This window comes from Acinetobacter colistiniresistens (genome assembly GCF_024582815.1).
GTDB lineage: Bacteria > Pseudomonadota > Gammaproteobacteria > Pseudomonadales > Moraxellaceae > Acinetobacter.
Map to the genome: position 1 here is coordinate 2,204,394 of NZ_CP102099.1, position 25,073 is coordinate 2,229,466.

At 41.9% G+C, this 25,073-nt stretch carries 22 protein-coding genes and 3 pseudogenes; 12 read left to right on the forward strand and 13 right to left on the reverse strand.

Annotated features, from left to right (window positions below; all coding sequences use genetic code 11):
• Positions 1-64: 64 nt before the first annotated feature.
• Positions 65-844 (reverse strand): TorF family putative porin, encoded by a 780-nt coding sequence (locus NQU59_RS10470; RefSeq protein ID WP_257063358.1) that lies wholly within the window; start codon positions 842-844, stop codon positions 65-67.
• 117 nt (positions 845-961) lie between these two features.
• Positions 962-1,420 carry a winged helix-turn-helix transcriptional regulator gene (locus tag NQU59_RS10475; protein WP_016652716.1) on the reverse strand — a complete coding sequence of 153 codons (459 nt, stop codon included), beginning with the start codon at positions 1,418-1,420 and terminating at the stop codon, positions 962-964.
• A gap of 97 nt (positions 1,421-1,517) precedes the next feature.
• Here NQU59_RS10475 and NQU59_RS10480 point away from each other — a divergent pair, with 97 nt between their 5' ends.
• Positions 1,518-2,759 carry an MFS transporter gene (locus NQU59_RS10480; RefSeq protein WP_257063360.1) on the forward strand — a complete coding sequence of 414 codons (1,242 nt, stop codon included), beginning with the start codon at positions 1,518-1,520 and terminating at the stop codon, positions 2,757-2,759.
• A 69-nt stretch (positions 2,760-2,828) separates the two neighbouring features.
• On the opposite strand, the gene NQU59_RS10485 is transcribed toward NQU59_RS10480, so the two are convergent.
• The 5 genes and pseudogenes from NQU59_RS10485 to NQU59_RS10505 form a co-directional block, all read right to left on the reverse strand.
• Positions 2,829-3,710: a copper resistance D family protein gene (locus NQU59_RS10485; protein ID WP_257066252.1), complete on the reverse strand. Its 882-nt coding sequence runs from the start codon at positions 3,708-3,710 to the stop codon at positions 2,829-2,831.
• Positions 3,711-3,786: 76 nt separating this feature from the next.
• Positions 3,787-4,158 carry a copper resistance CopC family protein gene (locus NQU59_RS10490; RefSeq protein WP_005271551.1) on the reverse strand — a complete coding sequence of 124 codons (372 nt, stop codon included), beginning with the start codon at positions 4,156-4,158 and terminating at the stop codon, positions 3,787-3,789.
• Between the two features lie 125 nt (positions 4,159-4,283).
• The gene (locus NQU59_RS10495) at positions 4,284-5,465 is read right to left on the reverse strand and encodes a TCR/Tet family MFS transporter (RefSeq protein WP_257063361.1); all 1,182 of its coding nucleotides are present in this window, start codon (positions 5,463-5,465) and stop codon (positions 4,284-4,286) included.
• A 319-nt stretch (positions 5,466-5,784) separates the two neighbouring features.
• Positions 5,785-6,768: pseudogene (locus NQU59_RS10500) on the reverse strand (MFS transporter); the annotation flags it as partial.
• Positions 6,761-6,943: pseudogene (locus tag NQU59_RS10505) on the reverse strand (AraC family transcriptional regulator); the annotation flags it as partial. The pseudogenes NQU59_RS10505 and NQU59_RS10500, both read right to left, overlap by 8 nt.
• A gap of 363 nt (positions 6,944-7,306) precedes the next feature.
• Here NQU59_RS10505 and NQU59_RS10510 point away from each other — a divergent pair.
• Positions 7,307-7,494, forward strand: a pseudogene (locus tag NQU59_RS10510) (cyclohexanone monooxygenase); the annotation flags it as partial.
• 124 nt (positions 7,495-7,618) lie between these two features.
• Here the strand turns inward: NQU59_RS10510 and NQU59_RS10515 are convergent.
• The 3 genes from NQU59_RS10515 to NQU59_RS10525 all read right to left on the reverse strand — a co-directional run bounded on the left by NQU59_RS10515 (position 7,619) and on the right by NQU59_RS10525 (position 10,440).
• Positions 7,619-8,548: a metal-dependent hydrolase gene (locus tag NQU59_RS10515; RefSeq protein ID WP_005240803.1), complete on the reverse strand. Its 930-nt coding sequence runs from the start codon at positions 8,546-8,548 to the stop codon at positions 7,619-7,621.
• The gene (locus NQU59_RS10520) at positions 8,538-9,401 is read right to left on the reverse strand and encodes an alpha/beta fold hydrolase (protein WP_005240805.1); all 864 of its coding nucleotides are present in this window, start codon (positions 9,399-9,401) and stop codon (positions 8,538-8,540) included. Before NQU59_RS10520 ends, NQU59_RS10515 begins: the two co-directional genes overlap by 11 nt.
• Positions 9,402-9,582: 181 nt before the next feature.
• Positions 9,583-10,440 carry a LysR family transcriptional regulator gene (locus NQU59_RS10525; protein ID WP_257063363.1) on the reverse strand — a complete coding sequence of 286 codons (858 nt, stop codon included), beginning with the start codon at positions 10,438-10,440 and terminating at the stop codon, positions 9,583-9,585.
• A gap of 169 nt (positions 10,441-10,609) precedes the next feature.
• Here NQU59_RS10525 and NQU59_RS10530 point away from each other — a divergent pair, with 169 nt between their 5' ends.
• The 3 genes from NQU59_RS10530 to NQU59_RS10540 are packed head-to-tail and all read left to right on the forward strand — an operon-like array spanning position 10,610 to position 12,954.
• On the forward strand, positions 10,610-11,284 hold the full coding sequence (locus NQU59_RS10530; protein ID WP_043970192.1) for an ankyrin repeat domain-containing protein: 675 nt from the start codon (positions 10,610-10,612) through the stop codon (positions 11,282-11,284).
• 13 nt (positions 11,285-11,297) lie between these two features.
• Positions 11,298-11,759 carry a nucleoside deaminase gene (locus NQU59_RS10535; RefSeq protein ID WP_257063365.1) on the forward strand — a complete coding sequence of 154 codons (462 nt, stop codon included), beginning with the start codon at positions 11,298-11,300 and terminating at the stop codon, positions 11,757-11,759.
• A gap of 19 nt (positions 11,760-11,778) precedes the next feature.
• A complete protein-coding gene (locus tag NQU59_RS10540; RefSeq protein WP_257063366.1) occupies positions 11,779-12,954 on the forward strand; it encodes a cyanate transporter in 1,176 nt (391 codons plus the stop codon).
• 106 nt (positions 12,955-13,060) lie between these two features.
• On the opposite strand, the gene thiM is transcribed toward NQU59_RS10540, so the two are convergent.
• Both thiM and NQU59_RS10550 read right to left on the reverse strand, forming a co-directional pair.
• Positions 13,061-13,876 (reverse strand): hydroxyethylthiazole kinase, encoded by an 816-nt coding sequence (thiM, locus tag NQU59_RS10545; protein WP_005240813.1) that lies wholly within the window; start codon positions 13,874-13,876, stop codon positions 13,061-13,063.
• A gap of 24 nt (positions 13,877-13,900) precedes the next feature.
• Complete coding sequence (locus tag NQU59_RS10550; RefSeq protein ID WP_257063367.1) at positions 13,901-15,061, reverse strand: hypothetical protein; 1,161 nt, start codon at positions 15,059-15,061, stop codon at positions 13,901-13,903.
• 372 nt (positions 15,062-15,433) lie between these two features.
• On the opposite strand from NQU59_RS10550, the gene NQU59_RS10555 reads away from it, so the two are divergent.
• Positions 15,434-15,910, forward strand: coding sequence for a DUF2147 domain-containing protein (locus NQU59_RS10555; RefSeq protein ID WP_043970183.1), 477 nt, complete (start codon positions 15,434-15,436; stop codon positions 15,908-15,910).
• Between the two features lie 216 nt (positions 15,911-16,126).
• Complete coding sequence (locus NQU59_RS10560) at positions 16,127-16,600, forward strand: DUF2147 domain-containing protein (protein WP_043970181.1); 474 nt, start codon at positions 16,127-16,129, stop codon at positions 16,598-16,600.
• 59 nt (positions 16,601-16,659) lie between these two features.
• Here NQU59_RS10560 and NQU59_RS10565 read toward each other — a convergent pair whose 3' ends face one another.
• On the reverse strand, positions 16,660-16,917 hold the full coding sequence (locus NQU59_RS10565; protein ID WP_005053401.1) for a hypothetical protein: 258 nt from the start codon (positions 16,915-16,917) through the stop codon (positions 16,660-16,662).
• A gap of 339 nt (positions 16,918-17,256) precedes the next feature.
• Between NQU59_RS10565 and pepN the strand changes: the two genes are divergently transcribed.
• The 5 genes from pepN to mgtA all read left to right on the forward strand — a co-directional run bounded on the left by pepN (position 17,257) and on the right by mgtA (position 25,058).
• Positions 17,257-19,863, forward strand: coding sequence for an aminopeptidase N (gene pepN, locus NQU59_RS10570; RefSeq protein WP_257063371.1), 2,607 nt, complete (start codon positions 17,257-17,259; stop codon positions 19,861-19,863).
• Positions 19,864-19,974: 111 nt separating this feature from the next.
• Complete coding sequence (locus tag NQU59_RS10575) at positions 19,975-20,661, forward strand: dienelactone hydrolase family protein (RefSeq protein ID WP_043970345.1); 687 nt, start codon at positions 19,975-19,977, stop codon at positions 20,659-20,661.
• Positions 20,662-20,724: 63 nt separating this feature from the next.
• Complete coding sequence (locus NQU59_RS10580) at positions 20,725-21,162, forward strand: RDD family protein (RefSeq protein WP_005240820.1); 438 nt, start codon at positions 20,725-20,727, stop codon at positions 21,160-21,162.
• Positions 21,163-21,493: 331 nt separating this feature from the next.
• Positions 21,494-22,198 carry a hypothetical protein gene (locus NQU59_RS10585; RefSeq protein WP_005240821.1) on the forward strand — a complete coding sequence of 235 codons (705 nt, stop codon included), beginning with the start codon at positions 21,494-21,496 and terminating at the stop codon, positions 22,196-22,198.
• 103 nt (positions 22,199-22,301) lie between these two features.
• A complete protein-coding gene (gene mgtA / locus NQU59_RS10590) occupies positions 22,302-25,058 on the forward strand; it encodes a magnesium-translocating P-type ATPase (protein WP_043970172.1) in 2,757 nt (918 codons plus the stop codon).
• Positions 25,059-25,073 lie beyond the last annotated feature (15 nt).

Here is a 25,073-nt window from a genome sequence, read left to right on the forward strand (position 1 = left end):
ATCTGAAACAGCAAGCCATAAAGTGTATTAATGCTTGCTGTATTTCAGCTATCTTTACTTTAATCTAAAAAGACTTGGTCAGACTAAACACTGCGGCGGTTTTAACACCTTTTTGATTGCTATCAGAATAACCTGTGTGATCTAGGTCGGTTCCAATCGCAGCTAATTCAGCATTTAAGTTCATGGGTTTATAATTATAATTCGCTGCAATTTTCCAGTCGAAGAAATGATCTTTGGCGGTTTCGCCATAAATAGCTTGGCTGGCTTTGGAATAGCCTAAACTTGCAACTGCAGCAAAGTTGGTCTGGGCGATCGGCGTCGTATATAAAAGATTGAAATACCAATTTTTGACATTTTCACCGACGTTTTGGCGAGTGGTTTTTCCGCCGTATTGAGGGGTATAACTTATACTTGGTGTAAAGCGATCACCATCGTTCAAGGCATTGTTTATGATCAGTTTGAGATAGTATTCGTTATAATTTAAATCGCTTTTTCCCACGTAATGATAGCGTAGCAAACCGATATCAAAGGTGGGCTGGAATTTCCCGAATGTGATTGGCGCTATATAACCAAGTGAGGGGTCAAGTTCTAAGTGCGCTTCATCACCGAAATCGACATTTGATGCAAATGCTGCGGCATAAAATCCAGAGGAATGGTTTACAACAAAGTTAGCTTGTAATGCCGCATCATTTTTAGTCTGGGTTTGTCCACGCCAGCGATAGTCACTCGCCAAAGCAACATTCCCACTCAGACTGAAATTTGCTGCAGCGGTTTGATCGGTTGCCAAAGCATAGGTTGAGCAGCACGTTGTGGTTAAAAGTAATATATGATGCAAAGCTTTCATGACATCCTTAAATGATGAGTTAATTTAGATGTCATGAATATTATGATTTAATTGATTGATAAATAATAAAATTATCGTAAATTATGCGTAAAGAAAGCATAAATTTTTACATTTATTTTATTCGCTCAATGGATTGACCTTTAGTACTTCAGTGCTTGCTGTGCTCAATACTATGCCCTCATTAGAGATGGGAGTCATCAAGGGGACAGGTTGTTTGGTACTTTTTTCAATCAGGATGGAATGGGGTTCATTGTTGTCAAAAAGAAATTGTTCCCCCCATTGGCGTAATGCCACCACGATCGGAAACAGCTGTTTGCCTTTGTCCGTCAGAATATATTCCTGATAACTTGTGCCATCGGATGCAGCACGTGTTTGCAAAATTTCAGCAGCAATTAATTTATGTAGTCTGTCTGAGAGAATATTGCGTGCCACATTTAAGTTCCGTTGCAGATCACCAAAGCGGTGTAGCCCGTCCATAATATCGCGCACAATCAGAAGTGACCAACGATCTCCAATCACTTCAACACTTCGTGCAACTGGGCAGAATTCTGGACTCGAAATTTTAGGGTTTGGCATCGCATTCTCAGCAGATTAAGATTGGCCTAGTTGCATTTTAAAACTAGATCAATTAGGATTCAACTGGTTTTAATTTGAAACTAGTTTGGGTGTATATATGAATATTCTCTGTAAATCTTCTTTACCCAAAAATGAAAAATGTTTTGTAATTCAGCCAAAAAAATTGCCGACTGGTTTGGTGTTTTTGTTTGCCATTGCAAGCGGGCTTAGTGTTGCCAATGTCTATTATGTTCAGCCATTGCTCGATGCGATTGCTCGGGATTTAGCCATCAGTTATGCCGCTGTTGGTAGTGTGATTTTAGTGACACAAATTGGCTGTGCTGTGGCGTTGTTCTTGTTGGTGCCATTGGGTGATCGAATCAATCGGCGTCGTTTGATGTTATTTCAGCTTTTGGCGCTCTGTGCTGCTTTGATTGCCGTCAGCATCACCAAGACGACTTTGAGTCTATTCGCCAGTATGTTTGCTGTAGGCTTGTTAGGGACTGCGATGACGCAGGGACTGATTGCCTATGCGGCAAGCGTGGCGGATTTGCATGAGCGTGGTTATGTCGTCGGTACAGCACAAAGTGGTGTATTTATTGGCTTGCTGCTGGCGCGTGTATTTGCTGGAGCAATCAGTGATGTTGCGGGTTGGCGAAACGTTTATTTCTGTGCAGCAATGCTTATGTTGATGATTGCCATACCGCTTTGGAAATCTCTGCCTGTGCTTGCGAATCCACAGTATAAGCTAAGCTATCCACGGTTGCTTGGGTCGATGTTGAGCTTGCTTTATCACAATCAGATATTACAAATACGTGGTCTATTGGCACTGCTGATGTTTGCCGCTTTTAATATTTTTTGGAGTGCCTTGGTCTTATTATTGAGCTCAGCGCCATATCATTATTCTCATACAGCAATTGGTGCATTTGGCTTGGTTGGGGTACTCGGTGCTTTGATGGCGACAAAAGCTGGGCAATGGGCAGATCAAGGTTTTGCGCAAAGAACCAGTGGCTTTGCCTTGCTGATTATATTGTTGTCTTGGGTTGCATTCACTCAAATTGAATATTCCATTGCTGCGTTAATCATTGGTATTTTGTTGCTGGATTTGGGTGGGCAAGCTTTACATGTCACCAATCAAAGCATGATTTTCCAAACCCAACAAGACAACCAAAGTCGCTTGGTTGGACTGTATATGCTGTTTTATGCGGCTGGGAGTGGTTTGGGAGCGATTAGTAGTACCCTGACGTATGCACGAACAGGATGGCAAGGGGTGTGTGTACTCGGCGCCTGCATCAGCATCATGGCTTTATTATTTTGGTGGATCACACGACATGTTAAACATGACAGCATGCCGGTTTAACGCACTGGAGTGAATCAGGGCTTTATTCAAATGGCCATGATTCACATCGAATAGCAGTTCCTTGTGATTTTATTCAATTCCGACAACAGTCGTAATATAGTCAGTGGTCATTAAAATCATGAAACCGAGTGACATTTCAAACAAAATGGCATAGCCGAGTTGTTTGGCAAATTTAGCCTGTTGTAAACGTGGGCTAAAGTACCATTTGTTAAAAGCGGCCAACAGTAAAATGCCGATAACCAAGACAAGCTTAATGATAAAACCTTGTCCATAAGGTGTGGCGCTGAGCACATCAAAATCTTTAAACAGGAGTAGTGCAATAGTGATACCGCATGCAATCAGAATACCGACGATAAACGTGGCAATTTGTCCAAATAAATGCATAGATTGTTTTAACGATAGCCCACTGATCATGTGGCTGGTTTTCCAAAGCGGGTAGAGCGACCCCATCCAAACAGACATTAAAAGCACATGGATCGTCAATAAAAGCTGGGCGAAAGTGGGGAGATTGGTGACATGGCCGAGTTGAGAAAAACTATAGGCGATCAGAAATATTGGGATTGGCCAAATGCATTTTTCAAAAAGAGTAATTTCTGTTCTGTGCATTTTGAGTTTAAAAATCAGCAACGCTAGAAGTAACGCAAAGCTGATCATACGAAGCAGATGGGCATGTCCGGTCGCAGTGTTGATCAGAATGTTGATATAGTTCCAGTCAAACATGCCGAGCAGGCCTGTATTGGCAAAGCTTCCAATTAAAAGCAAGAAACCCAGCGTACTGGACATAAAGCCAAGGGTGGCCCCAATGCTGATGTAATTGACCATCCCTTTTTTGATTTCAGCATAGTGTCCGAGGAGGAAGTAGCTGAATGCACCTCCAATGACAAAAGCAGTACTTAGATATAGACTGATTTTTGTTATCCAAGCGGCGAATATCCAATATTCAGACATTATTTTTATTCCTGACACCGAGCAACTGGTCAAGGGATGAGATTGGCAAGTTGCTCATCTATTTCGAGTTTGATTTGGCTTATTTCAAAGTAAAACTATATTCACCCGTCATGTTATGGCCATCTTTGCCCATGGTGCTCCAAAGTACGGTGTATTTGCCTTTTTTCAGTGAGGGTAAAGCCACATCAAAGGATTTTTTCAGGTCATGACTGACTTTATAATTCAATGGAAGCTCTCGGCGTTGTTCATCTAAAACTTGAATTTTCATTAACATCACCTCATCACCAAAATTAAGGCTTAAATTTTTAGGTTGGCTTGAAACTATGGTATTTGCTGCGGGTGTAGCACTGATCAAGCTGACATGGGCAAAAGCGGTTGATGTTGCAATCGTTAGGGTTGTACCGATGATCAGGTTGCGCAACATGGTTTTACTGTTTTGCACAAAACTCATTTTTTATCCTCTTTTAAAGCATGATGTGGGACTGAGGGCGCAATCAGCGCTCTCAGCTTTCATGGTTTATTATCCAAGCTGCATCAGTACTTCTGAACAACAGGAAAATTACGTTTTTGTTATTTTCAAGGTTGCATATTTGGTTTGAGGCTACGAATCACAATGGGCAGTGCAAGCAGATAAATCATGACCACACTCAGCCAGATTGCACCCGGCCATTCAGATTGAAATTGAAAATACAGGGTGGAAAATAGTAGAGGAGCAAACATGGAGGCCAAGCTGATGGTAGAGGCAATAATGCCTTGAAATTGACCTTGTTGTTCTGGTAAAACTTTTTGCGAAGCCAAGGCTTGTAATGAAGGGCCACCGATACTGCCTAAGGCGAAAAGCGGCATGATGGCAAAAATGATCCAGCCTTGTTGAGCAAAAGCCATGATGGATAATGCAATACAAGAGCAACTTATTCCGATAAGGACGGTGTTTCGGTCTCCAAATCGTCTGGAGGCATGCTGAGGAATAAAGGCTTGAACCAGCATTTGAGATAAACCAAAAGCAGCTAAAGATAGACCTACCCAAAAACCGTTCCATTGAAAGGTAGCATGTCCCCACAACGCCCAGCACACCGCATAAGCTTCACCTGTGCCACTCAAGATAAAAAAGGTGGCAATTAAGGGACGTATATTCGGGATCGCCCGAAGCGAAGTAAAGGCTTTAAATGGATTCAGGCTCGAAACAGTGTTATTTGAGAGTTCAGTTGTTTTTGACTCAGGCAATGCCCAATAGGCCAGTAAAAAGTTGAGACCTGAAAGAATGGCTGCAATAAAAAAGGGCAGTCTGAGCCAGTAGTCACCCAGCCAACCTCCAAGGATTGGTCCAACAATAAAACCTGCACCAAACATCGCGCTCATGAGGCCAAAGTATTTGGCACGTTGATCTGGTTTGGTCATATCGACGAGATAGGCGGAAGCAACCGACATATTGGCACTGCTCATGCCTGCAATGATTCGACCGATCACTAGCAGCACCAGACTATGTGCAAAGGTCAAGAAAGTGTAGTTGATGGTTGAACCTGCCAATGACAGCAGCAGAATCGGTCGCCGTCCAAATCGGTCACTTAATGCACCGAGTACAGGTGAAAAGAGGAATTGCATGGCGGCATAGAGACTGCCGAGCAGACCAATGTATAATGCAGTCTGATGACTATGTGTAATATCTTGAAGTAAGGCGGGTAAGATTGGAAAAATCAGCCCAATGCCAATCGCATCTAAAGCAATGGTTGAAAAAATAATAAATAGAGAGCGATTCATAAAGCGTCCTATCGAAAAAGCAGGCACAGAAATACTGTGAGAACCTGTTAACGATGCCTGATAACAACTCAAGCCCTGATGAACGCTGACCGAATCTTAATGATTGGGATATGTGTTGATGTGATATTTTTCACGAATGAAAAAACATCAGCATCAATTTTTCGCGGTTTTTATCGTAACAATGAAAACGAAGGAATCTAGCAAGTTCCAACGATGGCTAAAATTCTAGCACTTAAACGTGCAGGCAAACAAGATCATGTTGATCTATCAAAACAACTGCATCAAGCCCGTTGGTATGCTGCAGTTGTTGAGAGATGGATTATTTTTTAGTATTCGGCAAGAACGCAGTCATAAAACCTAATAAAGGCAGGAAGGAGCAGAGTTTATAGACCCAAACAATACCATGGGTATCGGCTAAATGCCCCAGTCCCGCTGCACCAATCCCGCCGATCCCGAACATCAGTCCAAACATCAAGCCAGCAACCATACCGACACGACCAGGCACGGCTTCTTGAGCATAAACCACCAAGGCAGAGAAAGCAGAGGACATGACTAAACCAATAATAATGACCAGAATTGCCGTGCCAGTTAAGCCAACATAAGGCAGCATTAAGGCAAATGGTGCAATCCCCAAGAAGGAGACCCAAATCACAGCTTTACGGCCAATCCGATCGCCCACAGGGCCGCCCGCAAAAGTACCCAGTGCTACTGCACCTAAAAATATAAATAGATATAGCTGAGAAGTTTGAATGGAAACATTAAAACGTTCAATCAGATAGAAAGTAAAATAATTGGTAATGGCCGCGATATAGATAAATTTGGCAAACATCAACACACAAATCACGGCCATGGCCTGAATCACTTGTTTACGGGTCAAGGTGGAGATGGCGGGTTGACTGGCAGCACGCTGTACAGGTGCTTGCTTGACCACCCATTTGGTGACGCGTAATAAAACAAATATGGCCAAAGCAGCAACCAAAACAAATAGGCCAATTGCCCCTTGCCCATTTGGAATAATGACAGCCGCAGCCATTAATGGCCCAATCGCAGAACCGGTATTGCCTCCAACCTGAAACATCGATTGTGCTGTACCAAAACGTCCGCCTGACGCAGTACGGGCGATGCGAGAGGCTTCAGGATGAAAAGTCGATGAACCTACCCCAATCAGTGCAGCAGCAAATAATAAGCTGTGGAAGCTTGCTGCAATTGCCATCAAGCCAATGCCAATCAGTGTCGCTGCCATACCCATCGGCAATAAATAGGGTTTTGGATGTTTATCGGTATATAGCCCAATCCGGCGTTGGGTGTTGCTGGTGGATTTCTTCAAGCAAGTTCCACCATTTGTGTAAGGGCATTCTCGGTTGATTGGCGTACTGTTGAGTAAGTTGATTGAGCTGATGACTCGAAATATTCTGTTGCTGTAAATATTTATTGATGAGTTCTAATAGAACGGATGGAATACTTGGAAGATCAGTCATAATTGCTCTGCTAATTTCGAAGCCAAATCCTTTAACCCAATTAAAGATAAATCATTGCAGCATGATGCAGTTGATTTATAAGTTATCTTAACTTATTCAATTCAATCTCTGTGTATCATCAAAGGACAGAATCATGGACTTTGGTCTCTATATCTATGGTTAAAAAATTAATCAATTAAAACATGATTTAATCATTCATTCATTTGACTTTGATTCTTTTAAGATGATATTTCAGGTCAAATTTTAGGGCTGAATGTTAATACTTTCCAGAGAGATATCTTTGCGTCGGTGTAGATAGGATTGAAACATTTAACTGAAAAGGTTTTATGATTTGAGAGTAGAAGATCTCAGCGTTAAATCAAGATTGAGCTGAAACAGCAAAAAATCAATAATTTTATTATTATTGAAAAATCAAATGAAGTGGATGGCGTTTGGCGGGAAAATACCTATCCTGGCTGTGAATGTGATGAGCCATCTTTGATTTATTCCTATTCATTTGCACCGCATCCGAACTAGTTCATATTTTCGTGAAACAAATAGAGACTTGGCAATCGTTATAGCTTTCATCGCTAAAACCTTAAAAAAGTTTATATTGATAGGGCTTCTATCTTGAATTCTGTTAAAACAAAAAAAGGCACATCATGTGCCTGGAAGTGGAAGGAATAATTGAGTGACTTAGCAAACCCGAAGTTGGGTTAGGGCTTTGACCGCAGGGGAGTTATTGATGACTTGCAAGGCTTTTAAAGTATCGCCTTCATAATATGGGTGATAGCTCGGTTTCAGCCAATGTTTTAAACTAAAGACCACCGAGAAAAAGCTTGGTACCTGTTTGCTACGGGCATTTTCAATTGCCATTTGAGCTAGGGAACGGAGCAGACCATAATTTTGATAGCGTTTGGTTTGAGTATCTTGTCGAGCAAGTTCCTTAAAGCATTGATAGATGGCAAAAGTAAATCCCGGTGCGACCGCCAGCATGATCATTTGGCGTTGTAAGTAGGCAAAGATTTTATTTTCTTCACCACATAAGTGCATATAGAGATCAAAAGCTACACTTCGATGCTCAACTTCTTCTGCCAAATGCCAAGTCATCAGATCAGACATCATTTTATCAGCAGTTTTATTTTGCCAAGGTTGGTTTTCGAGGCACCAAGTTCCCAGCATCGTTGTAAAATGTTCAGCCGCAGCTGCGATACCGATGCGCATTGTGAGCCAACGATATGCCAGAGTACTGGATAAGGTTAAGCCAAAAGGTGCAACATTAATTTGTTTAAAGATATTGTCTAAAGATACAAGAAATTCATCAATATCATAATTATAGTGACGTAAATAATCTTGAGCGACCTTGTGTGCGGAGGCATGGTGCGCTTCTTGATGGACAAAACCTTTTACATCGGCACGAAGCTTTTCATCTTTGACATAAGGTAAGGCTTCATTAAATGAGCGGCACATCCAGAGTTCGCCCACAGGTAAAATCAAATGCACTGCATTAACTAAATGAGTGGCAAAAGGATTGTCATAGATCCAATATTCTGGTGTATTGCTAAAATCGAATTGCACACGGCGCTGTTCAAGATAGTGATTTTCCAGTCGTTGTTTAGGATGCATAGTGTTCTCCCTCATTCACGGCATTGATAAAATAATGGCTAAGTTGCTCGGCATTCTGGGCAGGAATCCAATGTGTGGCATCCAGATAAATTTCCTGATATGCGCCAGTAAAAAACTGTTTATTCAACTGTACGCTTTTCTTACCAACTGCAATATCTTTATTGCCCCAGATAAATAAGGTAGGGACTTTTACCTTGTTAAAGGTCGAGTTGAAAGGTGCGAGTGGCATACTGCGATACCAGTTGATTGCTGTGCCGATGCGATTTTCTTGAATGAAATACTGCTGAAAATCCCTGATTTGTTCCGCATTCATCCCTGAGTTTTTTAGCAATAGCCGACTCAGTGATTTGGCCCGTTTAAACAGCAGTTCAGGAATAAAGGGCAATTGGAAAAAGCCAATATAGTACGAGCTAAAGATTTGCGTACTGCTAAGCATGGATTTCAGAAATGCCCCAGTATGTGGAACCGAGACCAATGTGAGATGCTTGACTAGATTGGGGAATTGCTGGGCCAATTCGCAGGCGACAATTGAACCCCAATCATGGCCAATGACGTATACCGGTTGGCCTAATAAATCGATGAAGGCTTTGACATCAGCAACCAGCTCTCCAATAGCATACTGAAAACGACCTTTGGGTGAGGCTGTTAGGCTGTAGCCTCGTTGTTCAATCGCAAACGTTCGAAAGTTTTGTTGATTGAGAATGGTGCTGGTGGCTTGCCAACTTTGTGCAGTCTCGGGGAAACCATGCAAAAGAATGACGGGTTTACCATCGATTGGACCCGAATCAATCACATTAAAAATCAGGTGATTACGATCATACTGGCGGTATCGTTTTTCTGTCTGTTTTGTCATGCTGATCTACTTGTCAAAGCTGCCTATTTCAATCGATAGTAATCAGCGCTATTGGTATAGTCTTGACAGTAAATCAGGTGTTTTAACTTTTTGTGCCATGTCATCTATTTTTGGCACATCTAGCATAAGGCTTGGCACATAATGACGCATTGCCTGAGCTGTTAGGTGATTTGAGCACAAATCATTCACGTTGTGATGCTTCAAAACGGTTGCTGAGTACGCTCGTCATTTGTGCTAAAAGATCAAACACCAGACCATCTTTATCCCAGGCATAGATCGCAACAGTCATTGCTTGAGCTTTACCCAAGGGCAAATATTCCTGTACTCGATGGCCTTTGGTGGTCGCTACAGGCAAGAGTGATAAACCCAGACCAGTTTCAACACCGACTAATACACTGGCTAAACTATTGCTGGTAAAGGCGATATAGCCATGTAGGCGCTCGCGCTCAATCCGTTCAAACATTTCATCACGATAGAGCCCACCTTGTGGGAAGGTCACCAAGGGTAGTGGATCAGACCAATCCCCGCCATGATCAATACTTTCAAACCACGCCATTTCTTCGGGGAAACAGGCATGATGATCAGAACTGGCCGCAGTTTCTTTGACAATCACAATATCAAGTTGTGCATTGCGATAACGTTCCATCAAATCGCGGCTGAGTCCTGCAGTCACATCTAGCCGTACCGTACGGTGTTGTTTGCTAAAGGCACTTAAGGCCAAAGCCATATCACTATTCATAATATCTTCAGGCAAACCAATCCGAATTGGAATCGTGCCTGATGGATCGCTCAAAATCATCTGTGCTTCTTGTTGCAGGGCTAAAATCCGCCGTGCGTAGCTAATCAGATATTCACCTGAACTGGTCAGTTGTAAGGGGCGCGCATTACGCTCAATCAAGCTCTTACCTACAGATTCCTCTAGTCGGGCGAGTTGTTGACTGATTGTAGATTGTGTCATATGCAAATGTTCAGCAGCTAAAGTAAAGCTTCCTGCTTCATAAATACTGACGAAGGCACGAAGCAAGCGTGGATCAAACATATCGACTTACCCTTGAGGCAGTGGAATTTGGTGGTGTTGTTTATATGGTATTTATAATCTTAATAGATTTTATTAAATAATTTAATTTTTAAATAGAAATGAAGCTGATTATCCTAGTCATAGTGTTTATTTGTCATCTAATAACTTCGGCTGAGCCAAGGAGGATTTTATGCACAAATCATTATTATCGGTTATTTGTACGATGGCATTGACTGCATGCAGCCATGCGAGTTCGGGAGATGCGATGCAAGAAGATGCCTTACATACGGCGGCGGCACGCAATAATGTAGCACAAATCCAGCAGTTGCTTGCTCAAAATATTCAGATTGATGCCCGTGATGCCTCTGGTTCTACCGCTTTACTGGTTGCAACGCGTGCCAATAATCTCGATGCCGCACAAGCCTTGATGAATGCAGGTGCAGATGTCAATGCCAAAGATCGAATGCAGGATAGTGCTTATCTCTATGCAGGAGCGCGTGGTTATCTAAAAATATTAAAGCTCACGTTAAAGCATGGTGCTGATTTGAAAAGTACCAACCGCTATGGTGGCACAGCATTGATTCCTGCGGCTGAACGTGGCCATGTGGATACGGTTCGTACCCTGATTGACGCGGGTGTGGATGTCGATCATATCAATAACTTAGGCTGGACCGCTTTATTGGAAGCGATCATTTTAGGCAATGGTACGCAACCTTATCAACAGATTGTCGATGTGCTGATTGCAGCAGGGGCGAATGTCAATATTCCTGATGCTGATGGGATTACGGCACTCGAACATGCGCATGCACGTGGCTATAGCCATATCGAAAAAGCGTTACTGCGTGCAGGCGCAAAAGCAAAATAATTGGAGTATAGGCGTGCAACAGAATACCGATTTTCTACGTCAGGCCATTGAACTGGCTTATCAAAATTGCGAGCAAGGTGGACGGCCGTTTGGTGCAATCTTGGTGAAAGATGGCCAAGTGATTGCGTCAGGTGTCAATGAAATATTGAAAAGTAATGATCCAACCGCACATGCAGAACTCTTGGCAATACGTGCCGCAAGCCAGCAATTGGGGACAGCCAATTTGGACGGTTGTGTTGTATTTGCCAGTGGGCAGCCTTGTCCTATGTGTATGGCAGCGATGCGTATGGCGGGCATTAGTCGCGTGACTTATGCACATTCCAATGAAGATGCTGAAGCCTATGGTTTGTCAACGGCTGCGATCTATGCTGACTTAGCCAAACCCTTTGCAGAGCAGTCGATGACAATCCGTTATGTGCCTGTACGCATTGAAACAAAGCCGGACTTGTACCGCTATTGGCAATCCATTACATGATTGATGTGCAGCTAAAACCATGAATAGGATAAATCAGCGATCTTTTTTGATTATAACCGTTGCTTTGGTGGGATTGAACCTTCGACCATTCATGACCAGTATTGGGCCCGTTGCCAATCAGATTCGAGCAACGACTGGATTGAGTTTACAAGGCATTGCACTATTAACCCTGGTGCCAATGGTGCTGATGGGGCTGATTGCTTTTATTGGTCCTGCGATACAAAGCACGATCGGTGAACGCCGTGCCATTCTCGGGGCCTTAGGGATGATTTGCTTAGGGTGTGGCTTGCGTTTCATTGTACCTAATGGATGGGCTTTAATTGGAACGGCAGCAATTATTGGTTTTGGTGTGGCGGTAGTTCAAGCAGCTTTTCCAAGTCTGATAAAAAGAGAATTCCATGCCCATCTCAGTCCGATGATGGGGCTTTATTCAGCGATGTTGATGGGCGGAGGAGCGCTTGGTGCTCTCATTGCACCAGTAGTAACAAATAGTAGCGGTAACTGGAAAATCGGGCTGGCTATTTTTGTGTTGCCTGCATTACTGGCGTTGATCTTTGCAACGTATGTTTTGACTCAGACAGTACAGCAGCACAAAAAAATGCCTTCGGTGATGCGGCTGATCAATAAGCCAAGAACATGGTTGCTGATCTGCTGTTTTGGTTTAATCAATGGCGGCTATAGCTCGATAGTGGCTTGGCTTGCACCTGCTTTTCAAGCACAAGGTTGGGCTGCAACAGCCAGTGGCAATTTGATGGCTGTGCTAACCCTGAGTCAAGCAGGGGCAGCATTGCTGTTACCGTATTTATCCCGAAAACAGCGAGATCGTCGAATCTGGGTGGGATTCACTTTAATCTTGCAACTGATTGGCTTTTCAGGCTTGGCTTTTTTTGCAGATGCTTTGCCTTACCTCTGGGCAATCACTGTAGGAGCGGGTTTAGGGGGATGCTTTGCTTTGTTGATGATCGTGGTGCTCGACCATTTACCTGATCCTACACATGCAGGACAGCTTTCAGCCTTGATGCAAGGTGGCGGATTCCTATTGGCTGCAATTGCACCTTGGTGGGTTGCGGTATTGCATGGTATGACGGACACATATCGTGCAGGATGGATTTGGCATATATTGATGGTCGTGATTGTTGCGGGGTTGATGATTCGTCTAAACCCTCGGCATTATGACAAGGTTATCCGTCTTTAGCTCAGAAAAGAAAATCAGCAGATTGCTCATTCAGCCCCAGAATAAACAGACATATCATTGATGTGTTTGTTTATTCTGTACATATGAATATTGTGGAATCAAATACTTAAATGATTTCAATATCGACATATTGCTGAATCAGGTTGTCATCCAGCATATGCACATAATCTAAAAAGGCCACATTAAAGCTGCCAACGGTTTGCGCATGCTCATAAGCCAGTTTACCAGCAATGGCAAAATGAATGTGTGAGGCAAGTGCAGCGATGGTTGGATGACTGACTGAATGATAGGCTGCGGTTAATGCGCCTAAGGCACACCCTGTTGCGGTAATTTTGGGTTGTAAATGACAGCCACCATTGACTTGAATCACCGCATCGAATTGTTTAGAGATGATGAAGTCTGATTCACCTGAAATTGCAACACATTCAGTGTGCTGCAATAGGCTTTTGGCTTGTGCATAAACCTCATGACTATTTAAAGTGCTATCGACACCTTTAGATTGGATTTGGCTGCCCGCTAAGGTACTGATCTCCGAAGCATTGCCGCGAATAATGCTGGGTTGGAATGTTAACAGTTGATCGACCGTTGCACTGCGCCATTTTAACACTGCACCATAACCGACAGGGTCAAGTACCCAAGGCACTTGCTGCTGTTGAGCCGTTTGAGCTGAAATCAACATGGCTTGGGTCTGTTCGCTGGTGGGTGTACCCAGGTTGATACTTAAGGCGGCACTGATTTTAGTGAAATCTTCGGCTTCAAATGGATTATCAATCATGGCAGGAGATGCACCTGCTGCCAGTAAGATATTTGCCACATAATTGTTGGCAACGCTATTGGTCATGCATTGCACTAAAGGCGTTTGTTGTTGTAAGGCACGCCAAGCTTCGATGACTTGATCAATCAGTTGTTGTTTGTGTGACATGACATATCCTGAATAAGGTCTTTATTAGCGAGTGAAATAATGATCTTGATGCTTACATTGACGGCAAATTAATGACACATAATCTTCGGCATCATAATCCACAATTAAGTCATTTGAACCGCAATACATGCATCGCTTAACCGAGTAGAAACTTAAGCGAGGTTCGATTTTTCGCCAAGACTTCCAGACTGGCTGAATAAAAATGCTCTCGTCATAACCCAAAAATTTAAACAGCAGCACTTCACTCATTTTACTAAATGGAATGGTGTACGGTCTGGGTAAGGTCGTGGTTTCCCAACGTTCAGTTAAGGCACGCTCACGATATTGTTCCAAGGTCTTTTTTAATAAATTGGTATTAATGAATCTATCGTTTCTTGGCTGCAAAGCATTCTGTTTATGCAGATATTCTAATGCGGTTTGAATCAAATAAAAAATTTGGCCGACAGCGAGCCCTTCCATTAAACGGTAACAAAAAGCTTGGAATGGGCGGCTACCTGCAATCTGGATGCCCCAAGTTCGACAATAGAACTGCATGAATTGTACAATTTCTTGGTAAAGCACAAGATAGAGGGCATCCTTGACCTCATCGGTGTTTTTAAAGGGAATTCCTAGACTCAGGTTTTCATAAAACCAGTGCCGCAATTGTTGGGTGACACTAAACAGACTCGGGTCAGAATAGCCATCCAGTCGAACATTCAAATAAAAATGTTCAGTTTCCAAGTTACTATCTTGTGACTTAAATACCCCGAGTTTCAGTAATTCTTGAACTAAATGATTCTGGAACAAATAGTTGGGTGTAAATTCTCGATATTTAATATTCTGCCAATGAATCAGCTCATCATGCTGTATGTCTTCGCGTGCATAGTTATCTAGCAGGCTGAGCAAAAATAATTTATGTAAAAAACTCAGTTGATTCAGACTATAAATCACTTCGTCTTTAACTTTGTTCTTGCGCTGTTCTTGTAAAATGGTTTGCTGGGTTTGTTTTTTCCGTTGAGCGGTGCATTGACTACAATGACAATTCAGTTTGCTATCACTTTTAAAGACACGGTGCTGACAATGGCTGCATTCGTGAAATTGAAATTCTTGATTGTACTGTTCTGCCTCAATCCAGAACATCGACGCGCGGCACAACGGGCAATGGCTACTTTCATCTAACTGTTTTTGTAGAATCTGTAAATCCATTGATTTTAAACCTGCGACCATTAAAAACAGAATTATACATGCTGTATCTGTAGAGTGATGCAAAGTTTACAGCGAGATCAAAATTATAGGTGAGATTGTAGACACTCAAAGAGGTGAAGCTTCATACAGTCTAGGCAATCTAATCGTTGCTGAGATGCGGAACACTGTCTGAGTTTCTGCTTAAGGTCGAATCTTAAAGTGGATTTGTATGTGTAGTGCCAAGCCATAATCATTAATTAAAAATTCTGAGAATTAATTAAAATTTTGTTTGATTTTAAGTAATTAAATGACCTTTTGTTGTGTTGACTGTTTCTGAACATTCGTATAAAAATGAAGTCATAGACGGATCGGTTTTGCATTACGGAGTTGATTATGCAAAAAAACACACTCATGAAAGGAATCATGGGCATCTCTTTCACTGTACTCACGACACTTAGTTTTGCTTCAACCCCAGAAGGATTTTGGAAAAGTATTGATGATCGTACAGGGGAGCAGCTTTCAATCGTGGAAATTAAAAAGAAACCCGATAATACCTATACAGGAACGATTGTCTATCGTTATCCCGTTCCTGGCGGTGCGACAGTATTGACCCATTGTGTTAAATGTCCTGAACCATTTAAAAATAAGCCAATTCTCGGATTGCAAATTGCGTGGGGGCTAAAAGAAGATCCGAAAAATCCGAATCAATATATTGATGGTCGAGTTCTTGAGCCTAAAACAGGTAATATTTATAAGGGTAAGGCGCAATTGAGTGCCGATGGCAAGCGTCTGCGCATGCGGGGGTATATGGGAATTTCAGCACTTGGACGTACTCAAGTCTGGATTCGAACCGACAGCGCGAATCCTTAACGGATTCAATCGTTCTTTAGAAAGCCTAAACGACCTGTTTGGGCTTTTTTATTTGTACTAAACAATAACGATTATTGTTTTAAATTTGGCAAATAGATAACTCATTTCTTATACAAATGAACGCTAGCGTACAGTGTAACTTATTAAAAAGTGTGATAATTTCCGTGCATTAAACCTATAACGATGAATAGGTTTCTTTTTTTAGACGGGGTTAATATGCTAAATCGTATGCTCATGAACGGAATCATGGGACTCACTATTGCTTGTGCAAGCGCAACGACTTTTGCAGCTTCAATTGAGGGCTACTGGAAAAGTATCGAAGAACGAACAGGTGAGCAACTCTCAATCGTAGAAATCCGTAAAGGAAATGACGGCCGTTATCATGGGAAGATTGTTTATCGTTATCCAAACTCACACGGCATTGCACTGACCAATTGTACTAAATGTGCAGCACCCAATACCAATAAACCGATTCTAGGTCTAGAGATTTTATCAGGCTTTAGGGAAGATCCAGATAAGCCGGATTCTTATATTGATGGTCGAGTATTGGAGCCGACATCTGGCCGTATCTATAAAGGCAAAGGCGTGGTAACAGGCGAAGGTAAACGTTTACGTATGCGTGGTTATATGGGCGTTTCAGCATTGGGCCGTACAGTCGTCTGGTTACGTACTGATAATGCAACACCATAATCAAATAGTTATAAAAAAACCTCGAAATCGCTTCGAGGTTTTTTGGTTAAAGTGAATGATTAAACTGGGCATGGTAAGTTTTCGTCCTCCTGACCGATTTTTTTTGCAGCAATGAGTGCTTGTACTTTTTTACTCGGTAATTTTTCTTTACCAAGCGCGTCATAGGTGTTCACGATATTGGTCACTTCTAATGCGGTCAATTCAATTCCTTCTGCAGTTAAAAAAACGGAAATGACATGATGATCCACGCCTGCTTTTGCTAGATCGTGAATCGCCTTGATATTTTCTAAACGATATAAGTGTGCTTTTAATTCCATCGTCATACCCTCACATGTTTTATTGTATTACCTACATTGGCATATAAACTTAAGCAATAACCGTGCACAAAATGTAAAACGCCAGAAAAAAATGTAAGTTGAGCGATAAAACCCCTTCGATTCTGTAGCATTTATTTAAGAATGGAAAACCATGTTGTAATTTTGTCTAAACGGCACGTGATTTGCTCAATAAATTTGAAAAGATGAAAAGTAAACCCAATAAAATTCTTAAAACTGGTATGTGACTCTAAAGACAGCTTTTGTAAGTTGGCGTATGATCGACTCATCAAGAGTCTTGCCAACAAGACCATCCGACATGATGAAAGATAAGGAATACTGATGAATATTGCGGCGCAGCCCCCTGTACAGGCAGATCAAACCATTTATTTAAAAGACTATCAAAAGCCTTCATTCTTGGTTGAATCCATCAATTTGGATATTCAGGTTTATGATGATCATACCGTTGTTGATTCTACACTGGTGATGAAACGTCAGACAGCAGGTGCATTGGTTCTGTTAGGTCGTGATCTGGAACTCAAATCAATTCAACTTAATGGTCAGACGCTGAGTGCCGAGCAATATGATCTGGACAGTGAACAATTGGTGATCACTGATGCACCAGATCAGGTCATTCTACAAACGCAAGTGATCATTCATCCTGAGTCGAACACTCAGCTTGAAGGTCTATACAAGGCAGGGGATTTATTTGTCACTCAAAATGAACCTGAAGGTTTCCGTAAAATTACCTTCTATCCAGATCGCCCAGATGTGCTTGCTGAATTTACCACACGAGTAGAAGCAGACAAGAAATATCCAGTATTGCTTGCAAACGGGAACTTATTGGAAACGGGTGAGGCTGGAGAGGGCCGTCATTTTGCGATCTGGCAAGATCCAACCAAAAAACCGAGCTATTTATTTGCCTGTGTGATTGGTGATTTAGCAGTATTGAAAGATCGTTATACAACCTCCGAAGGCCGTGATGTTGCTTTGGAGATTTATGCGATTGAAAAAGATATTCCAAAATGTCACATCGCGATGGAAGCTCTAAAGCATTCAATGCGCTGGGATGAAGAACATTACGGTCGTCCTTACGATCTCGATAACTATATGATCGTGGCAGTGAGTCAGTTCAACATGGGGGCAATGGAGAACAAAGGTTTAAATATCTTTAATACTTCTTGTGTGCTTGCCGATGAAGAATACACCACTGATGCTGCGATTATGCGAGTCCAGTCGGTGATTGCACATGAATACTTTCACAACTGGACAGGCAACCGGATTACCTGTCGTGACTGGTTCCAGTTGTGCTTAAAAGAAGGTTTAACGGTTTTTCGTGATCAGTCTTTCTCTGAAGACTTACAATCAGCGGCCGTACAACGCATAGATGATGTGGCCGTGTTAAAGTCGCATCAATTCCCGGAAGATGCAGGTCCATTGTCGCATCCACCACGCCCAGATCATTTTGTTGAAATCAACAACTTTTATACTGCTACGGTGTATGAGAAGGGTGCTGAAATCAATCGCATGATGGCCACTTTATTGGGCAAAGAAAAATACCGTCAAGGGACTGATGAATATTTCCTGCGTCATGACGGGCAAGCGGTCACAGTGGAAGACTGGGTGGCTGCATTAAGTGCAGGTTCTGGTGTGGATCTCTCTAATTTCCTGACTTGGTATAACCAGCCAGGGACGCCAAAGTTAGAAGCCAAAGGTGAATATAATGCCGCTGCACAGACTTATCGTCTAAGCTTCAAACAAAGCTTGAAAGCACATCCAAAATATCCAAATCTTAAAGCAGTGCCAATTCCTGTGGCCTTGGCTTTATTTAATGCCAATACGGGTGAGCAATATACTTTGCACAGCACAGACCTGTTTGTGAATCAGGTCAAAGATGGGGTGTATTTATTTGATCAAGATGAAGCAACAATTGAATTTACAGGGGTAACCGAGCAACCTGTCGTTTCCTTATTGCGTAATTTCTCGGCACCTGTGAATTTGGTATTTGACTATTCCGATGACGATCTGGCTTTTCTAATTCAGCATGAAACCAATGGTTTTAACCAATGGCAAGCCACACAAACCTTATTGGAACGGATTTTATTAGACGATCATAAGGCAGATATTTATATTCAGGCGATTAAAAATACCTTGCCTGAATTAGTGAATCAAGATCCGTTACTGGCATCGCGTTTATTTGATGTACCAAGTGAAAACTACTTGGGCAGCCGTATTGATCAGGACTATGAACCCGAACTGATTCGTGAAAAACGTGAAGCGGTACTGGATCGTTTAGCGCGTGAGTTGGGCTCATTCTGGAAAGACACCTATTTAGCCCTTGATCCAGCGCAACAGAAAGAGTTTTCTTTGGCAATGGGCGTGCGAGCATTGAAAAATATCATGCTCAACATGCTGGCACGTCAAGGCGATGAATCGGTCTTTGAGTTGGGTTATGCGCAATATCAACAAACGGGCAATATGTCTGAGCGTTTAGGGGCCTTACGTGTTTTGGTGTGGAACGATGCACCACAAGCGCAAGCAGCGCTCGCTGATTTCTATAACCGTTTTAAAGATGAAGCCTTATCTTTAGACCAATGGTTTAGTATCCAGGCATCGAACCCGTGTGCAACAGCAGAAACAATTGAGTATCTGACCAAACATGCCGATTATGATTTGGGAACACCGAATCGTATCCGTGCAGTGAGTGGTGGTTTGGCAGCAAACCCAGTCAATACCTGGAGTTTTGGTGTTGATCATTTCATCGAGCTTGCCACTTATCTGGATGAGAAAAATCCAATTTTGGGTTCTCGATTATTGCAAGTATTGTCACGTTGGTACACCTTGGCTGAACCACAACGTAGCCAAGTGCAACAGGCACTTAAAGGCCTACAGCCTCAAGTAAAATCGAAAAATGTGGCAGAGACTTTGAACAGTTTATTAAGTATTTAACCAGCTGATTGAATGAATGCAAAAAGGATGTCGTCAGACATCCTTTTTTATTTGACAATTGATATTGTCACAAATAGGATGAAAATCATTCGAACGCAACGGATGACTGCAATGGAAATAAAAACAATCACATTACCGACACGTCAAATTGAAGTTGAAGTGTATGCACCTGCTCAAACCTTAGAAAAAGCACCTGCCATATTATTGCTGCATGAGTTATTCGGTATTTTAGATGTCTATCGAGAAGATGCCCAAGATTTGGCGGATCGTGGCTATTTGGTCTATGTCCCTAACTTATTTAGTGGTGGCGCAGTCAAATATTGTATTCGTGCTATGGTAAATAAGGCAGGACGAACCAATGCTGCGGATAGTGGGGTGAATCAGGAAATTCATGTATTACTGGATGCATTAAAAGCAGATCCACGGTCAAATGGACGTTTGGGGATGTTGGGGCAATGTCTTACAGGCGGCTATGTCATTCAGATGGCCAAACGAGACGATATGTTGGCGCCTGTGGTGTATCACCACTCATTAGGGATTGAAGGAGCAGGCGTACCGAAAAAAGAATCTTTAGATCAAGTTCGTATTTTACAAGGACATTGGTCTACGGTTGATCCATTTTGTCCAGCGACCAAACGCAATCAACTTATTCAACAATTGGGTGATCGTGTGGAAGCCTATACCTATAATATGCCGCATGGTTTTCGTAGCGTGAGTCGCGGTATGCCGGAAGCACAAGTGGTTTGGCAACGAACTATTGATTTTTTTGAGCGAGAATTACAACAAAAGATAATATAAATAAATGCTGCAACAGGTTATTATTTATTAATATTTTATAGAAATAATCAAAGAGAGGGAAATATGTCTCAACAATATGAGTATGCGGGTTTCTGGATACGTGTTGGCGCAGCAATTATTGATTCGATCATTATCATTGTCGCATTAATTCCTTTAACCATGATCTTTGGGGGTGGTGATACTACTGTTGCCTCAGATGGGTTCTCATCATTCCAGTTTATGTCTACATGGGATTGGGTGTGGCAAATCATCACAGCAGCTTTTTACATTTTTTGCTGGATTAAATTCGCAGGAACGCCAGGTAAACGTTTACTTCGATTAAAAGTCTTGGATGAAAAAACAGGAGAAAAGATTAGTGTTGGGCAAGGGATTATTCGCTACATTGGTTATATTCCAGCTACATTAGTATTTTTTATTGGTTTAATTTGGGTTGCATTTGACTCCAAGAAACAGGGTTGGCATGACAAAATGGCCAAAACAGTAGTAGTGAGAGAGCTTTAAGCAATAAAACCTTGTCGCACTGAATTGTGTGTTGCAATAAAAAATTCATGAAAAGGGGCTTGTTAATCTAATAACTTCCCCTATAATGCCGATGAGTTTATTCAACGGAGATCCTAAATGGGAAGTTGTTCGAGGTTCGAGTTTAATTATCTTTTAAACCAAAGCGAATACTGAGCAAGTTAGCCTTTTAGGTCGGCTATCTTGCAAGGAGATAGCTTTGATAAAATGTATATAATTATTCCCTGACTTATAAAATTTTTACGTATTAGCAAAAATTTATTGTATTGACTACAGCCCGTTTAGTTTCCCACCTAAAAATGGGGAGAAGCCTATGTTTTTACACGCTTCCATTCAATGGTATTATACCCTCAGCGTATTTTTACTCTGTGGGGTATTGCTGCTCGCTCAAAAGAGCAAAGCAGATCCACTGTTAAATACAGATGATGCTTCAATAACCGCAGCACATCATTGTCAATTAGAATCGTCATATCTATTTTTAAAGGGCGGAGCCAGTTCCTATCAGATTACGCCAGCCTGTAATCTAGGCCAAAATTTTGAAGTCTCGCTTGGCTATCATGCGACCCAAGATCTGGATAATGTGCATGGTTTTTCTGTTCAAGCGAAAACTGTCTTAAAGCCAATGAGTAACCACTGGGGTGTTGCTACCAGCCTGATGTTGTCACGTGATGAACAATCTAAACAGCGCTCCGATCTAGATTGGTTTTTCAACGTACCGATGAGTTTTAATCTGATTGATCAACGCTTGGGCCTCAATACCAATATCGGTTATCAGGATGGTCCAGATCATGTCGGTTTAATCCGTTGGGGAGTCGCGACCAATTACTCTTTATCCGACCGTTTCGCCATAAGCGCAGAAACCTATAATCAAGACCGTCAATCACCCTTTGTGCAAGCTGCTGTGAATTACAGCCTCATTCCAAATATCCTCGTATTAGAAGCTTCAATCGGCGAACGTCTAAATGCCTTTCGACAGAGATGGTTTGGGCTTGGGTTAAGTTTTACCCCTTCATTCTAAGAATGCTCAACTTCGTTATTTCCTAAATTTATATTTTTTCAATCGACTTTATTGATGAAAATAAGGTCAAGGCCTTTGCATGCCTAAAAAAGAGGATTTCAATATGAAACTCTGGCAACGACTTTTTACTGCATTTCTTAAAAGATTCCACCTCATGCGCTTTTTTGGGCGGAGTCAATCATTTAAAGAATTACATCAATCAAGCTATGCACAAGAAATTGGTAAAACATTATCTGCTCGTTTAGTGGATGCTGCACAGCTTGATTCAGCACAGTTATTACAACAATTAAATAGTTCAAATTCGGGGTTAACTGAGCAACAGGCAAACGCACAACAGAAACTTGTTGGGTTAAATGAAATTGCACATGAAAAGCCATTAACCTGGTGGCAACATCTTTGGTATTGCTATCGCAATCCATTCAATATTTTATTGAGCTTGTTAGCTTTGGTTGCCTTTCTGACAGATGACCTAACCGGTGCCAGTATTATTAGTGTGATGGTGATACTTTCAACCTTATTACGCTATTGGCAAGAGTCAAAGTCTAATCAGGCAGCAGATGCATTAAAAGCCATGGTCAGTAACACAGCAACGGTGTTACGTCATCAGGTCAGCTATGATGATCTGACATTGATGCAACAACGTTATGGAATTGATGTAAAAAATCAAAAAAATACTCAATTTGAAATGCCGATTCAGTATTTGGTTCCAGGTGATGTCATCTTGCTTTCAGCGGGAGATATGATCCCTGCAGACTGTCGCATTTTAACAGCCAAAGATTTGTTTGTGTCCCAAGCTGCAATGACGGGCGAATCGATGCCTGTAGAAAAATTTGCATTGCAAAAAAATATGCAGGAGCAAAGTGCGCTTGAGTTGGAAAATATCGTATTTATGGGGACCAATGTGGTGTCTGGCTCAGCCCAAGCTGTTGTAGTCAGTACTGGTATTCAAACTTATTTCGGTGCTTTGGCACATCGTGTGACGGCGACAGATCGGGGGACCACATCGTTTCAGATGGGGGTCAATAAAGTAAGTTGGTTACTGATTCGCTTTATGTTGGTGATGGCACCGATTGTGTTATTTATTAATGGTTTCACCAAAGGCGACTGGACAGAGGCATTTCTATTTGCACTTTCAGTTGCGGTCGGCTTAACACCTGAAATGCTACCGATGATTGTGACTTCAACCTTAGCCAAGGGCGCAGTCTTCCTCTCTAAAAAGAAAGTAATTGTCAAACGGCTGGATGCAATTCAAAATTTTGGTGCGATGGATGTACTCTGCACAGATAAAACGGGAACGTTGACACAAGATAAAATCTTTTTATCTCAGCATGTGGATGTACATGGACAAACTTCACATTATGTTTTAATGCAGGCTTTCTTAAACAGTTATTATCAAACTGGATTAAAAAATCTGCTTGATGTGGCAGTGCTGGAAGCGGTTGGCCAAGATATTAAAACGCAAAAGTTACACTATAAAAAAGTAGATGAAGTGCCATTTGACTTTGATCGTCGTCGGATGTCTGTGGTCGTGAAGACACCCGAAGATCGTGTCAGAATGATTACCAAGGGTGCGGTAGAAGAAATGCTGAAAGTTTGCCGTTATGTTGAGGTTAACGGAAAAATTGAAGCATTGACCCAGCAACGGCAAGTAGCGATTGAAGCGTTAACTCAGCGTTATAACAAGGACGGTTTGCGTGTTGTGGCGGTTGCATATCGCGAGTTTTCAAATGCACAGGAAAACTTTTCGGTCGTCGATGAAAGCGATCTTATTTTAATTGGTTATGTTGCTTTTCTTGATCCGCCAAAAGAGTCAGCAATGGCGGCAGTAAAAAGCCTACATGCACACGGTGTAACGGTGAAAGTACTGACAGGTGATAATGAATTTGTCACTCAAAAAGTATGCCGTGAAATTGGGATCGATTTTAAGCAGGTTTTATTGGGTAGTGTGATTGAAACCCTGACCGACCAACAGCTTCAAAGAGCGGTAGAGCAGTACCATATTTTTGCAAAACTCAGTCCCGTGCATAAAGAACGAATTGTTGAGCAACTTAAAGCCAATGGGCATGTGGTTGGTTTCCTGGGAGATGGTATCAATGATGCAGCTGCCATTCGTGCTGCGGATATTGGTATTTCTGTTGATACAGCGGTTGATATTGCAAAAGAATCGGCAGATTTGATTTTGCTTGAAAAAAGTCTGATGGTACTTGAGCAAGGTGTGATTGAAGGACGTAGAACATTTGCCAATATGCTGAAATATATCAAAATGACGGCAAGTTCAAATTTTGGTAATGTTTTTTCGGTATTAATAGCCAGTGCTTTTATTCCATTTCTACCAATGTTGCCTATTCACTTACTGATCCAGAACCTGCTTTACGATATCTCTCAAATTGCGATTCCATTTGACCATGTCGATGAAGAGTTGATTGCTCAGCCGCAACGTTGGCAACCTGAGGAAGTGGGGCGTTTTATGATCGTTTTTGGGCCGATTAGTTCAATTTTTGACATCCTTACATTTGCATTGATGTGGTTTGTGTTCTCTGCGAATACGCCAGAACAGCAAACTTTGTTCCAATCGGGATGGTTTGTTGTGGGATTGTTGACGCAAACATTGATTGTGCACATGATTCGTACCGCTAAAATTCCATTTATTCAAAGCCGAGCTGCAACACCATTACTGGTCATGACTGCAATCATTATGTGTATTGGTATATTCTTACCAATGGGGCCTTTAGCTAGCTATTTGAAATTGGAAGCTTTACCGCTAAGTTATTTTTTCTATCTACCTTTCATCTTGATTGCCTATATGTGTGTGACACAATGGGTCAAAACAATGTATATCCGCCGTTACGGCTGGCAATAACACAATAGGTGTATA

Excerpts from the sequence above, each read along its gene's own strand:
- NQU59_RS10470 (WP_257063358.1), bottom strand. The coding sequence starts at position 844 with ATGAAAGCTTTGCATCATATATTACTTTTAACCACAACGTGCTGCTCA.
- NQU59_RS10475 (WP_016652716.1), bottom strand. The coding sequence starts at position 1,420 with ATGCCAAACCCTAAAATTTCGAGTCCAGAATTCTGCCCAGTTGCACGA.
- NQU59_RS10480 (WP_257063360.1), top strand. The coding sequence starts at position 1,518 with ATGAATATTCTCTGTAAATCTTCTTTACCCAAAAATGAAAAATGTTTT.
- NQU59_RS10490 (WP_005271551.1), bottom strand. The coding sequence starts at position 4,158 with ATGAGTTTTGTGCAAAACAGTAAAACCATGTTGCGCAACCTGATCATC.
- NQU59_RS10495 (WP_257063361.1), bottom strand. The coding sequence starts at position 5,465 with ATGAATCGCTCTCTATTTATTATTTTTTCAACCATTGCTTTAGATGCG.
- NQU59_RS10515 (WP_005240803.1), bottom strand. The coding sequence starts at position 8,548 with ATGCATCCTAAACAACGACTGGAAAATCACTATCTTGAACAGCGCCGT.
- NQU59_RS10520 (WP_005240805.1), bottom strand. The coding sequence starts at position 9,401 with ATGACAAAACAGACAGAAAAACGATACCGCCAGTATGATCGTAATCAC.
- NQU59_RS10525 (WP_257063363.1), bottom strand. The coding sequence starts at position 10,440 with ATGTTTGATCCACGCTTGCTTCGTGCCTTCGTCAGTATTTATGAAGCA.
- NQU59_RS10530 (WP_043970192.1), top strand. The coding sequence starts at position 10,610 with ATGCACAAATCATTATTATCGGTTATTTGTACGATGGCATTGACTGCA.
- NQU59_RS10540 (WP_257063366.1), top strand. The coding sequence starts at position 11,779 with ATGAATAGGATAAATCAGCGATCTTTTTTGATTATAACCGTTGCTTTG.
- thiM (WP_005240813.1), bottom strand. The coding sequence starts at position 13,876 with ATGTCACACAAACAACAACTGATTGATCAAGTCATCGAAGCTTGGCGT.
- NQU59_RS10550 (WP_257063367.1), bottom strand. The coding sequence starts at position 15,061 with ATGGATTTACAGATTCTACAAAAACAGTTAGATGAAAGTAGCCATTGC.
- NQU59_RS10555 (WP_043970183.1), top strand. The coding sequence starts at position 15,434 with ATGCAAAAAAACACACTCATGAAAGGAATCATGGGCATCTCTTTCACT.
- NQU59_RS10560 (WP_043970181.1), top strand. The coding sequence starts at position 16,127 with ATGCTAAATCGTATGCTCATGAACGGAATCATGGGACTCACTATTGCT.
- NQU59_RS10565 (WP_005053401.1), bottom strand. The coding sequence starts at position 16,917 with ATGGAATTAAAAGCACACTTATATCGTTTAGAAAATATCAAGGCGATT.
- pepN (WP_257063371.1), top strand. The coding sequence starts at position 17,257 with ATGAATATTGCGGCGCAGCCCCCTGTACAGGCAGATCAAACCATTTAT.
- NQU59_RS10575 (WP_043970345.1), top strand. The coding sequence starts at position 19,975 with ATGGAAATAAAAACAATCACATTACCGACACGTCAAATTGAAGTTGAA.
- NQU59_RS10580 (WP_005240820.1), top strand. The coding sequence starts at position 20,725 with ATGTCTCAACAATATGAGTATGCGGGTTTCTGGATACGTGTTGGCGCA.
- NQU59_RS10585 (WP_005240821.1), top strand. The coding sequence starts at position 21,494 with ATGTTTTTACACGCTTCCATTCAATGGTATTATACCCTCAGCGTATTT.
- mgtA (WP_043970172.1), top strand. The coding sequence starts at position 22,302 with ATGAAACTCTGGCAACGACTTTTTACTGCATTTCTTAAAAGATTCCAC.